A 13516-nucleotide genomic window follows, 5' to 3' on the forward strand; every position below is an offset into this window, starting at 1 on the left:
TATTTCTATTTATACGATAGTCGACATAGAAACTACAGGCGGTAAATACAATGAAGAAGGTATTACCGAAATTGCTATTTATAAATTTGATGGACATAAAGTTGTAGATCAATTTATAAGTTTAGTTAATCCCGAAAGAGAAATTCAACCTTTCGTGGTTAACCTTACTGGGATTAATAGCAATATGCTTAAAAATGCACCTAAGTTTTATGAAGTTGCTAAACGTATTGTAGAAATTACCGAAAACACCATTTTAGTAGCTCACAATGCAAAATTTGATTATCGCATACTTCGTACAGAATTTAAACGATTAGGTTTTGATTACGAACGTGAAACCTTATGCACTGTAGAGCTTTCTAAAGATTTGATTCCAGACCAAAAAAGCTATAGTTTAGGTAAACTTGTACGCGCTTTAGGAATACCAGTAAGCGATAGGCATCGTGCTGCAGGAGATGCAAAAGCGACGGTTAAATTATTTCAGTTATTATTAGATAAAGACACTAATAAAAACATTATACAAGAGTCCGTTAGAAAAGAGCCTAAATTTCAAATGGAACCAAGGTTAATAGATATTGTACAAGATTTACCTAGTGAAACTGGCGTGTATTACATTCATAAATCGGACGGAGAAATTATTTACATAGGTAAAAGTAAAAACATAAAAAACCGCGTTAATCAACATTTTACTGGCACAAATCCAAAGTCAAAAAAAATACAAAGCTTAGTTGCTGCTGTTACTTTTGAAAAAACAGGAAGCGAATTAGTTGCGCTTTTAAAAGAAAGTGAAGAAATTAAAAAAACAAAACCTGCTTTTAATAGAGCGTTAAGACGTAATATTTTTACGCATGCACTTTACAGCTTTACAGACCATAAAGGGTATATAAATCTAACCATTGATAAAGCCTATAAAGACAAAGCTAATATTACAACGTTTAGTAATAGACAAAGCGGTAAGCACTTTTTAGAAAAAGCTATAGAAGACTATAATCTTTGCCAAAAACTAACAGGAATTTATAAAACCAACACTAGCTGTTTTAACTACGAAGTTAAAAAATGTGAAGGCGCTTGTATACAAGAAGAATCTGCAGAAGACTACAATAATCGCGTTAATCAATTATTAAAAAAACATAGTTACGACCAACAAAATATGGTGATTATAGATCGAGGTCGTGATGTTGACGAACGTAGCGCTATTTTAATTAAAAATGGCATTTTTAAAGGGTTTGGCTTTTACAGTTTAAACTATCAAATTAATAATTTAGAAATTTTGGAATCTATTATCACACCAATGGAAAATAATAGAGACCAACAACATATAATCCAAAGCTATTTAAGACGTAATAAACGTCTAAAAATCATTCAATTACCATGAGGAAATTATCATTACTAACCTTACTAACTTTTTTATTTACTAATCTCCTAATTGCACAAATTCAATTTAATTCAGAAAACATTATTGTTACTAAATCTGATTTAGAAAAAAACACTTTTGAACAAGACACTACAGCAAATGCTGTTATTTTATATGAGTTTGGAAATGCTTACATAGACAAAAGAACTTTTGAATTAGTTTTTGAATACAAAAAGAAAGTCAAAATTTTAAATCGTGAAGGATTTAAACATTCAAATATTAGTTTAAGACTTTACAATTCAGACAGAAATAAAGAGAAAATAAACAATATTAAAGGTTCTACAACTAACCTAGTAAACGGACAAATTAAAAGAACTAACTTAGAACCTTCTCAAATATTCGAAGATAAAATTGATGAAAATAACACGTATATAAAATTTACATTACCAGATATTAAAGAAGGCTCTGTTATAACATATACCTATGAGTTAAGAACTCCTTTTATTTATAAATATCAACCTTGGTATTTTCAAGAAGACCTACCAAAATTATATAGTGAATATATAACTAGTATTCCAGGTAATTATGATTATCATATTAAATTAGTTGGAGACTTAGAGCTAAAGACTCATGATATGACTTTAGACAAATATTGTATAAAAGTAAGTAACGGTGGATCAGCTCATTGTACAGTAGCTAAATATGTTATGACTAATATTCCTGCTTTTAGAGAAGAAAGTTATATGAGAGCTGCTTCAAATTACATTTCTAGAATTGAATATGAATTAAAAACTATAAACAGGTTTGATGGTGTAGTAGAAAACATCACTAAGAGTTGGGAAACAGCTGATAAAGAATTAAAAACTAATCAAAATTTTGGTAAACAGTTAAAAAAAGAAAGCTTAGTTAAAAAATTAATACCTGAAGAAGAAATATTAAAACAAAATTCAACTTTAGATAAAGCAAAATTGATTTATGATTTTGTAAAAAACAATTACACATGGAATAATAAACATCGAATTTTTAAAGATATCTCTATTAAAGATGTAATTGATGATAAATCAGGAAACACAGCCGAAATTAATCTTCTTTTATACAACCTACTAAAATCAAATAATTTAAAGGTAAATCCTGTTTTATTAAGTACTAGAGATCATGGTCTAGTAACAAAGTTATTTCCTGTAATTTCAGAATTTAATTACCTTATTTTAAAATTAGAAATTGAAGGTAAATCATACTTTTTGGATGCTACAGATAAAGATCTAGTATTTGGTCAAATACCATTTAAATGTCTTAATGATTATGGTCGAGAAATAGACTTTAATAATGGTAGCAAGTGGATTGATTTAGAGCCGCAAACAAAATCTTCAATAATTCAAAAATCTGAAATCACAATAAATGATGACTATACATTTAATGCAACAATAAATATAACTAGCTTAGGTTTTAAAGCTTTAGATATTAAGAAAGAATTCAATAAAAATAATCAAAAATTTATAGATTATTATACACAAGCATTCCCAGATTTTACCTTTGATAATATTGATGTTTTAATAGATGAAGACACCTTAAAAGTTAATGAAATAATCACTTTTTCTGGTCCTGTAAATACAATTGGGAATAAAGTGTTTTTTGACCCTTTTATTTTTAAAAACTTTACAGAAAATCCATTAAAATTACAAGAACGGTCTTATCCAGTAGATTTTGGTTATAAGGATATGTATACAAATAGAATTAAAATTTTCTTTAGTGATAATTTTGTAGTCAATGATATATCTAAAGAAAACACAAAACAATTACCCCAAAGTTCTGCACTTTCAATATTTAAATCAAAAAAAGAATCTGGAATAGTTGAATTTTATTTTAAAGCTAACTTTTATGAAAAAAGTTATCATCATTTTTATTATAAGGAATTAAAGTCTTTTTTTGATAACTTAGTAGATTTACAATCTAACTCTATATTAGTTCTAGAGAAAAAAGGTTAAGATTTATAATTAATGAGTATTAACAAACATAAAAACTGGAAAGAAAATCTTCATGAAATAATTTATGAAGCAGATACGCCTGCTGGTAAAATTTTTGACATTGTATTACTTTTATTAATTGTTGCTAGTATTATTCTAGTAATGCTAGAAAGTGTTACATCTTTTGCCGAAAAACATTACGACTTTTTAAACATCTCTGAATGGGTAATTACAATATTATTTTCAATAGAATATATTGCAAGAATAATTGTAGTTAATCAACCCAAAAAATATATTTTCAGTTTTTATGGTATCGTAGATTTTTTATCAACCATACCAAAATACTTATCATTTTTCATTCTAAATTCACATTCGTTAGTAGCGTTAAGAGCTTTACGATTAATGCGCGTGTTTAGAATTTTAAAACTAGCTAGATTTGTTGGCGAATCTAACAACTTAATGAAAGCGCTTAGAGCAAGTCGTGCAAAAATAGCTGTTTTTGTATTTTTTGTTTTAATCATTTGCGTCATACTTGGTGCAGTAATGTACATTGTAGAAAGTGGTCAAGATAGTGGTTTTACAAGCATACCACGAAGTGTATATTGGGCTATTGTAACACTAACTACAGTTGGTTATGGTGATATTGCTCCTGCAACAGCACTTGGCCAATTTATTTCTTCTATAATTATGATTATTGGTTATGGCGTTATTGCTATTCCAACAGGAATAGTATCTGTAGAGTATTCTAAAAACTATTCTGATAAAGAGAATTTAGAAGAAAAACCAATACAAAAAATACGATTAAACACGCAGATTTGTAGTAATTGCCATCATAGAACACATGACGACGATGCTAATTTTTGTAAAATCTGCGGAAATAACCTTCATTAATTGTGAGTAACACAACGTATTTAATATCTATTGTTGGTCCTACAGCAATTGGCAAAACGTCGCTTAGTATCAAACTAGCAAATTATTTTAATACCGAAATAGTTTCAGCAGATTCTAGACAGTTTTTTAAAGAAATGAGTATTGGTACTGCTGCGCCAACCATAGAAGAATTAGTTGCTGCGCCACATCATTTTATTCATCATAAATCTATAACAGAAAATTATAATGTTGGTGCTTTTGAAAAAGATGCGCTAAAAACAATTGAAGAATTACATCAAAAACACGATATCGTAATTATGGTTGGCGGCTCAGGATTGTATGTAGATGCGGTGACTAAAGGGTTAGATTATTTTCCGGATGTAGATCCAAACATTAGAGAACAACTTAATAATACACTTGAAGAAGAAGGTTTGGAATCGCTTCAGCTTCAACTTAAAAATTTAGATGAAGTTGCCTATAATACCATAGCAATTGATAATCCGCATCGTGTTATTCGTGCTTTAGAAATTTGTATTGGCACAAAGCAACCATATTCTTCCTTTTTAAATAAAGACAAAAATAAAAGACCGTTTAAAACAATAACTATTGGACTAACTGCAGATCGTGAGATTATTTACGACAGAATAAACCAACGTGTAGATATTATGATAGAAAATGGTTTAATTGAAGAAGTAAAATCTTTAATTGAATACAAACATTTAAACGCATTAAATACGGTTGGTTACAAAGAAATTTTTAATTATTTAGATGAAAAATGGACTTTAGATTTTGCCATTTCTGAAATTAAAAAAAATAGCCGAAGATTTGCCAAACGCCAATTAACGTGGTTTAAAAAAAATAATGAAACACTTTGGTTTGATTATACAACCAATCTTGATGACATAACATCTGCTATAAATAATCAAATTAATGAGTACTAAAACATTTGAGACAAACCGATTAATTTTACGTGCAACAACAGTTAATGATGCTAGTTTTATAGTCGAATTATTAAATACGCCAAAGTGGTTAAAATATATTGGAGATAGAAATGTACACACCATTGAAGATGCCGTACGATACATTAAAGATAAATTTAATCCACACTTAAAACAATACGGTTACTCGACCTATAGTGTAATTAAAAAAGACGATCATACCATAATTGGTACTTGTGGACTATATAACAGAGAAGATATTGAAGGTGTAGATATTGGATTTGCGTTTTTACCAGAATATGAAGGAAAAGGATATGCTTTTGAAGCAGCAAATAGATTAAAACAAGCTGCTTTTGAAGATTTTAATCTTACTTTTATTAAAGCTATAACTTTGCCTAACAACACATCTTCTCAAAAATTATTAGAGCGTTTAGGATTTACCTTTAAGTCTTTAATTAACATACCAAATGACGAAGAAACCCTTATGCTTTATGAATTAAAAGCATAAAAAAGCTAGCAATTTGCTAGCTTTTGATATTATAAAACGTAGTTTTTTATCCTTGATTTATTACTAATCTAAATCCTTCACCGTGAATGTTTAAAATTTCTACGTTAGGATCTACTTTTAAGTACTTTCTTAATTTAGCAATATAAACATCCATACTTCTTGACGTAAAGTAGTTATCGTCTCTCCATATTTTTGTTAATGCTAATTCACGAGGCATTAAATCGTTTTCATGTAAAGCAAGTAAACGTAATAATTCGTTTTCTTTAGGCGATAATTTAATTGGTTCTTGATCTTTATAAGTTAAAAATCTTAGTTTAGAATTTAAATCAAAATCACCAATTTTAAATTCAAATTGTTTGCTATCTGCTAAAGAGTCTGTTGCTTTACGTTGCATGATAGCTTTAATTTTCATTAAAAGAACTTCGCTATCAAAAGGCTTGTTTAAATAATCGTCTGCTCCTACTTTATAACCTTTTAAAACGTCTTCTTTCATTGCTTTTGCTGTTAAGAAAACAATAGGAATATCTTCGTTTTTTTCTCTAATTTCTTTAGCTAAAGTAAAACCATCTTTATAAGGCATCATGACGTCTAAAATACATAAATCAAAATCACCTCTTTTAAATTTTTCGAAGCCTTCCATACCGTTTTTGGCATGTGTTACTTCGTAATCATTCATGGTTAAATAATCTTTTAAGACTGTTCCAAAGTTTGGATCGTCTTCTACTAATAAAATTCGTTTTTGTTGTTCTTCCATAGTAACTTATGATATTAACGGAAGCTTTATGGTAAAAGTACTTCCTTTGTCTTTTTCGCTTTCTACTGATATGTGACCTTGATGGTCTTCTATTATTCTTTTTACATAGGCTAATCCTAACCCATGACCTTTTACATTATGTATATTTCCTGTATGTTCTCTGTAAAATTTTTCGAACACACGTTTTTGTGCTGTTTTACTCATACCACTTCCGTGATCTTTAACATGCACTAATATATTGTTTCCTACTACTTCTGTAGTAACTATAATTTTTGGTGCTTCTGGAGAATACTTTATAGCATTATCCAAAATATTCACTAATACGTTTGTAAAGTGAGAGTCGTTTGCTAAAACAGATGTTTTTTCTGCATTTAGATTGGCTGTTATTTCTCCACCACGATCTTCTACAATTAGCTCTACATGTGTTATTGCTTCTTCTACTAAGCTGTGTAAATCTAATCGTTCTTTACTTATATTTAGTTCGTTTTTTTCTAGTTTAGATATTCTTAAAACGTTTTCTACTTGAGCATGCATTCTTTTATTTTCTTCTCTTATCATGCCTAAATATCGTAGCACTTTTTCTTTGTCTTCAATAATTTTAGGGTTTCTTATAGAGTCTAATGCTAAATTAATTGTTGCTATTGGTGTTTTAAATTCATGCGTCATATTATTTATGAAATCTGTTTTGATTTCTGAAATTTGACGTTGCTTAATTAATTGATAAATAGCACTAGAATATGCTAATATGATGATAGATGTAAATACTATTGAAAGTATTAGCATTGTTAATATAGAAGATAAAATAAATTCTTTTCTATCTGGAAAATTAACTAATAGTCTGTAGTTACTTTTGTCTTTTTTGTTACTAAAAAATGGTGCACTAAAGGTTGCTCCTTTTTTTAGTTCAAAATTTTCAGTTTTAACTTTTGTTGCTAATCCGTTACTGTAAATTGCAAATTCGTAGTCTATATCTATTTCGTCTTCTAATAGTTTTAAACTTAATAGTCTATCTATTTCTTCTACAGATACTCGTTTATGTATTGGTCTACGGTAAGCAAACTCGTTATAAGAAGATTCTGAGAATATATCTGCAAATTCTTGTGTTGCGATTTGCGATAATAATGCTGTAAGGCTTGTGCCACCATCTACAGATCCATCTTCTATGACTTTAGTTTCTTTTTCGCTTAAAATTCTTTTTACGTTTATACTATCTAAACCTATGTCAAAGAGCGCAGAAGATAACTTAAAGTTTTCTTCTAGTATACCGTTACGATATATTAATGTTTCGTTTGTATCGTTGTTTTTTTGCTCTACATAAAAGTTTAAAATTGCAGTTGTGTCTGCTTTTGTTCCGCTTTCTTGTATCGCTTTAGATAGCCAGAAAATGTGTTGTTCTTTTTCTTGCTTTTCTATTGTTTTTGATACAAAACTTAAGGCTTTTCTAACGTTAAAGTTAAATTGCTCTTCTGTATTGCGAAGAGAATTGTTAATATAATAGGCTTGTACTAAGATAATTCCTATCAAAGAAAGGCTCATTAATATAACTAATGCTAGAAAAATCCTTTTGTTCATTGCCCAAAATTAAGATTTTAACATTTATCCTTATATCCTTTTAACCTTACATTAACAAAAATGTTAAAATTTAATGCTTAGAGGTCAATTTTAATATTTTTTTGTGGATTTTTCTTACTTGAATTTTTGTTTGCTCTAAATCTATATTCTCTATTACAAAATCCGATCGTTTGATTTTTTCTTGATCAGACCATTGGTTTGCCATTATAGCTTCTACCTTTTGTTTATTACTATTATCACGTTTTATCACACGTTGCAATCTTATATTTTCTGGAGCTGTAACAGTTATTATGAAATCGTATTTTTTATAGCTTCCGTTTTCAAAAAGAATTGCTGCTTCACTAATTACGTAAGGTGAATCTTGTTTGTTTACCCAACGCTTAAAATGACTTGCTACTTTTGGATGTACAATAGCATTCATAGCGTTAAGCAATTTTTTATCATTAAAAATTTGCTGAGCTATAAATAGTCTATTTAACGTGTTTTCTAAATAGGCTTCATTACCAAATAAAGCTATTAGTTTTCTTCGAATAACTTTTGATCGATTCATAAGCGCTTTAGCTTCTGAATCTGCAATGTAGACTGGTACGCCAAGTTCTTCAAAATATTTAGCTACAGTTGTTTTACCGCTTCCTATACCGCCAGTTAATCCTACTAATTTTGTCATTTTTGAGTTATGATAAATTCGATTTGCTGCTCTTCTACTCTAGCATTTTTAACGTTTTTAGGTTGTTGGATTAATTCGGGAATTAAAAAAGAGTTGTTTTTTACTTTTTTATAATCACATTGTACAACAAAATCGGTTTTACTAATAGTATTAAAATTTTCTATAGTTGTAGAGTATTTTACATTGACTTGCTTAGGAAAATAATTGATTGATAAATGTTCTGGCACATTAGTAATTGTGACAGGTAAAGTAATTATTCCTTCTGTAAATTTAGAAACTTCCAATTTGAAGTTGACTTGGGTTTGCGATACTTTAATCTCTTTACTTATATTATCTAAAATTAACTGTATAGGTTTATTAATATTAGTTTTTACTTCTTCGTAAGTTTTAGATTCGGTTGTGATAAAATCTATTTTTTGCAGAAGTGTTGCAGGACCAATTATATTTATAGATTCTGGCTTTACAGTAATTAGATCTAAAGTGTTATATCCTTCTTTAAAAGCTATTTTAAAATTACTTTTTATTGGTACTTTTTTAACTTGATTTACATCAAAATTAAAGACTAAAGTGTCTGGGTTTATACTTAATACTTTAGTGTCTTTACCAAATTGTTTACTTATGCTAGAAAATCCTTTACGTTCTGTCCATATTAAAGTTGAATCTTTTTGTAAGACATCATTTTGAAGATTAACTTTTACTTCAGGTTTATTAAAAGCATAATTTAACCAATTAAACCCATGTGTTTCTAAAGTAATAATTAATTGGTTGGCAGAATCGTTTAGAATGACTTGTGTTTCTTTTACATCTGTTGGCTTGACATTAAATACTAAAGTACCTTGATAAGTCTGAGATAATTTAGTTAACACCAATATACTTAGAGCAATCATAAAAAAGACAAAAAACACATTAAGTTTTTTACTTCTAAATAATGACAAGATTTTGGCTTTTAAAGATTTCATCTTTACTTAAAAAATAATTTAGGAAACAATTGCTCAGGCTGCTTTTTACTAAAAAGTAATTTAATATTAGATTTTAAAAAACCATAACCGTAACCAGAAAATTGAATTATTATAGCTATTAAGCTTTGTATAGCAACAATTAAATTTTTAGTCTTATAGCATGCTAGTAAAAAAGCTAGAATAAAATACCCAACATAACACATTAAAAATATTTTATACCCTAGAATATATAATATAAAACTAAATAAAAGTCCAATAATAAATAACGAAGGAAACCAATAAGTTACCTTTTTAGTTGAAGGATGCCACGAATTTAAAATTGGTCTAACCGATCCAAATTTATACACCTGGATGTAAAATTTTGTCCAAGATATACGTCTTTTATGATACACAAATGCATCTTCAATTAATTTGGTTTGGTAACCTAATTGCCATAATCTAATTGTTAGATCTGGATCTTCACCAGGATGAATATTGCCAAAACCTTTTGAAGCTTCAAAAGCAGCTTTAGATAAACCCATATTAAAACTTCTAGGCTGAAAACGATTTACAGCATGCTTACTTCCTCGTATTCCGCCAGTAGTAATAAAAGAAGTCATACTAAAATCTATTGCCTTTTGTAATGTTGTAAAATCTTTATGCGCTGCATCAGGACCACCAAAACAATCAACAAAATTCTCGGTTAAGCTTTTTAAGACCTTTTTTAAATATTGTTTTGGCAAAATACAATCACTATCTAAAATGATAAAATAATTTCCTTTTGCCTTTCTCATCCCAAAATTTCTAGAATCTCCTGGACCAGAATTGGCTTTAAAATAATAGGAAATATTTAAAGTAGTGTTATACTTTTCTACAACAGCTTTAGAAGTAATGGTAGATCCATCTTCTATTATTACAACCTCAAAAGGAATATCACCTATTAAATTTGATAAGCTATGCAATAGTTCATCAATCTCATTAGGTCTATTATAAACAGGTACAATAAATGAAAAGTTTAACTTCATAAAACAAATTTAAGTTAAACACATAAAAAAAGCCACCAAATGGTGGCTCTTTTATTTATTGTAATAAAAATTAATTTTTAATTACTTTAATTGTATTTGTAGAATTACCAATAGTAACTTTAACAAAATATGCACCAGCTTGTAAATTAGTCATATCTACAACTTCTGTCATTGTATTAGGTACATTTCTGTAAACCTCTTGACCTATCATATTAAATACAGATACATTATTTATCTCTTTCTGAGACTTTAAAGTTAAATTGTTATTAACTGGGTTAGGATAATAGCTAAATCCTAATTCTTGATCAAATTGTGCAGTAGAAAGCGCAACTTCTGAAACAGTTAATGTAAATGCTCCTGGAGCTTGCATTCTTGCTGTTCCGTCGTCTGTTACTCTTACATAATACGTTTGTCCATCTACCAGTCCAGTTACTGTTTGTTGGTTACAAACTAATTCTGTAGTACAGTCTGAGAATACAGAGAAATTAGCAGCTGTACATTCGATACTTACTTCTGTTGAAGCTGGTCCAACAAATGAATACCAAACATCAGAAATAATTCCTGAATCACAAGCAGATGTTACACCAGAATCTGTAGCGCCTGTATTATCACCAGACATCTCTACACCTAATGTTAATGGGAATGCACCAGCACATTCGTCGTTTTCTGGAACAGTACTAGCATTTAAATATAAATCTCCTGTGTTTGTACCAGTAGTTGTTACATTCCAACCTGTTGCACCAAATGTCATATTAAAAGAACCTACAACTACATAATATGTACCTGCTGGTTGACCGGATAATGTTAAAGAACTTAAAGTACCTGTTCCACCATCGTCATTATTACCAATTAAGTTTCCTGAAGCATCATAAATTCCTATTTCAGTGTCAAACGCACCACCTTCTGTATCAATTGTAAAGTCTGTACATGTTGCATCATAAACCAACTCATACCAATGTAATTCACCTGCAAGTAATTCACTTACTGCAGAATCATTTGCAAGACCACAGTCTCCTGTTAAATTTAATGTTGCTATAGTTAGAGGAGGACAATTATCTTCAAAAGATCCTAAATTAACATTACAAGCTGCATTTTGCTCGTGTTCTAATACTAAATTAACAGGAGTACCTTGAGCAAAAGGACCTACTGTATATGTACCTGTTGCGTTAATTCCAGTTGTAGCTGCTACTCCACCATCATTTGAAATGGTTAATGAAGTTGCATCACCTAAGTCTGTAATTTCAACATCTACACTAAATTGATTGTTAGCACAATCGTCGTTTACAGTCGTAGTTGCAACTGGTGAAGAACAAGTAACAACAATTATATTTACATCTAAATCCATAGTTACACCATACGCTCCATTATAACATGAGTTTGGTGTTGCTTGTCCTGAATCTGCAGTACCAATTCTCATTCTGTGTTGACCTAAAGCAGCTGTAGCAGGCATCATAAATGAAGCATCTAATGTTGTTGGATTATCAGCAAGAGAAACACCATCAAATACTTGTTCAGAAGAATCAAAAACAAAATCATCATTAAAATCTATCCAAATATTAGTATCATATGTCCAACCTGTTTGAAATACTATTTGAACATTAGCTGTTAAACCTTGTCCTAAGTCTACTGGAGTTCCTGTAAAATCTTCGTATGTAACATCACCTCCACTAGTAAAGTCTGTAGTTCCTACTTGTAAACTTCCAATCCCAGTACCATCATTACTTGAAGGTATTGATTCACAATAACAAGAAGTTGAAAATGTAGTAAAAGACCCTTCAGCACATCCAGATGTTTGACCTGCTGTATTATATGCATTGACTGTATAGTAGTAATTGGCTCCTGCAACTTGGTTGGTAAAAGTATAAGACAAAGATGTTCCTAAATCTGTTGCATCTTCAATATCATTAGCTCCTGGAGTAGTTCCTGCAGTTATTGTATAGCCATCTGCTCCATCAATAGCTAACCAAGAGATTTGAGAATCATAGTTACCACAAGCTGGATCAGTTACTGCTGTTACCTCTGGACATACTTCAGGTGCGTTAATAGTAGTAAAACTATATTCTGTACAACCTGATGCAGCTCCATTAGCATTAGTTGGTACGATGTTAACATAAAAAGTTGTTCCAGGTGCTAATGAACCAACATTTACAGTTGTTACGTCGCCTAAAGAAGCAGAGTAAACGTCAGAAGCCCCAGTTGTTGTACCTACAGTTATGTCATAACCTGAAGCGCCTCCAGTTGCAGCAGACCATGAAATATCACCAGTAACAGGCACATCAATTGAAGCATCTGCAGGAGATGTCATAACTGCATCGCAATTTGGTGGTGTTGACGGTGTATAAGTAACATCTAAATCTATATCAAAGAATACTAAATCATTATAGGCGTCAATATCCTCACTTGTTATTGTTATAGTAGTAAAACCTGTAACGTCTAAACCGTTAAATTCAGCATCACAACCACCTAAAATTGATGTACCATCTGCAACTCCTCCAGTAACAGCTAAATCAAATGCATACCAACTGCCACAATACGCAGTACTTCCCGTAGCAGAATTATAGTGAGTTGTAAAAGTACCTAAAGAAACAGCATCAATTGGAGCTGCTCCATTTACAGTAATATCACCAGAGTTAATTGTTAAAACTGTTGGCGCAGAATCTGTACCACTAGTTCCAAAATTTTCTGATGTCGTTACTTGAGCATTTGCTTGCCATATAAACAAAGCTAGAAATGCAAAAATCATAAAAGTAATTTTTTTCATATTAATTAAGTTTAGTATTTATTTATATACCTTATAAAAATATTAATTTAATGTTAAGTATTATGCTTAACTGTTATCAAATCGTTTAAAAACAAATAAAATAGTTAAAGTGTTAACATTTTATTATGATCAAATATTTATTCATAAAAAAAGCGCTTTACAAAATGT

General features: G+C 29.8%; 11 protein-coding genes. 5 read left to right on the forward strand and 6 right to left on the reverse strand.

Annotated features, from left to right (window positions below; translation table 11 throughout):
- The first annotated feature begins 7 nt into the window (after positions 1–7).
- Genes IFB02_RS13755 through IFB02_RS13775 form a run of 5 tightly spaced genes read left to right on the forward strand, consistent with a single transcriptional unit; the run spans position 8 to position 5631 of the window.
- A complete protein-coding gene (locus IFB02_RS13755; RefSeq protein WP_106688942.1) occupies positions 8–1372 on the forward strand; it encodes an exonuclease domain-containing protein in 1365 nt (454 codons plus the stop codon).
- Positions 1369–3336 carry a DUF3857 domain-containing protein gene (locus tag IFB02_RS13760; protein WP_106688943.1) on the forward strand — a complete coding sequence of 656 codons (1968 nt, stop codon included), beginning with the start codon at positions 1369–1371 and terminating at the stop codon, positions 3334–3336. The genes IFB02_RS13755 and IFB02_RS13760 overlap by 4 nt, the downstream gene beginning before the upstream one ends.
- 12 nt (positions 3337–3348) lie before the next feature.
- A complete protein-coding gene (locus tag IFB02_RS13765; RefSeq protein ID WP_106688944.1) occupies positions 3349–4206 on the forward strand; it encodes an ion transporter in 858 nt (285 codons plus the stop codon).
- Positions 4206–5126, forward strand: a complete 921-nt coding sequence (miaA, locus tag IFB02_RS13770) for a tRNA (adenosine(37)-N6)-dimethylallyltransferase MiaA (protein ID WP_370520725.1) — start codon at positions 4206–4208, stop codon at positions 5124–5126. Before IFB02_RS13765 ends, miaA begins: the two co-directional genes overlap by 1 nt.
- Positions 5116–5631 (forward strand): GNAT family N-acetyltransferase, encoded by a 516-nt coding sequence (locus tag IFB02_RS13775; RefSeq protein WP_106688946.1) that lies wholly within the window; start codon positions 5116–5118, stop codon positions 5629–5631. The genes miaA and IFB02_RS13775 overlap by 11 nt, the downstream gene beginning before the upstream one ends.
- A 46-nt stretch (positions 5632–5677) precedes the next feature.
- On the opposite strand, the gene IFB02_RS13780 is transcribed toward IFB02_RS13775, so the two are convergent.
- The 6 genes from IFB02_RS13780 to IFB02_RS13805 form a co-directional block, all read right to left on the reverse strand.
- Positions 5678–6385, reverse strand: coding sequence for a response regulator transcription factor (locus IFB02_RS13780; RefSeq protein ID WP_106688947.1), 708 nt, complete (start codon positions 6383–6385; stop codon positions 5678–5680).
- 6 nt (positions 6386–6391) lie between these two features.
- Complete coding sequence (locus tag IFB02_RS13785) at positions 6392–7921, reverse strand: sensor histidine kinase (RefSeq protein ID WP_223878850.1); 1530 nt, start codon at positions 7919–7921, stop codon at positions 6392–6394.
- A 106-nt stretch (positions 7922–8027) separates the two neighbouring features.
- Positions 8028–8624, reverse strand: a complete 597-nt coding sequence (coaE, locus tag IFB02_RS13790) for a dephospho-CoA kinase (RefSeq protein ID WP_106688949.1) — start codon at positions 8622–8624, stop codon at positions 8028–8030.
- The gene (locus IFB02_RS13795) at positions 8621–9583 is read right to left on the reverse strand and encodes a YbbR-like domain-containing protein (RefSeq protein ID WP_191072875.1); all 963 of its coding nucleotides are present in this window, start codon (positions 9581–9583) and stop codon (positions 8621–8623) included. Before IFB02_RS13795 ends, coaE begins: the two co-directional genes overlap by 4 nt.
- Before the next feature lie 2 nt (positions 9584–9585).
- Complete coding sequence (locus IFB02_RS13800; RefSeq protein WP_191072876.1) at positions 9586–10587, reverse strand: glycosyltransferase; 1002 nt, start codon at positions 10585–10587, stop codon at positions 9586–9588.
- A 70-nt stretch (positions 10588–10657) separates the two neighbouring features.
- Positions 10658–13348: a T9SS type A sorting domain-containing protein gene (locus IFB02_RS13805; RefSeq protein ID WP_191072877.1), complete on the reverse strand. Its 2691-nt coding sequence runs from the start codon at positions 13346–13348 to the stop codon at positions 10658–10660.
- Positions 13349–13516 lie beyond the last annotated feature (168 nt).

This window comes from Mesoflavibacter profundi (assembly GCF_014764305.1).
Classification (GTDB): Bacteria; Bacteroidota; Bacteroidia; order Flavobacteriales; family Flavobacteriaceae; genus Mesoflavibacter; species Mesoflavibacter profundi.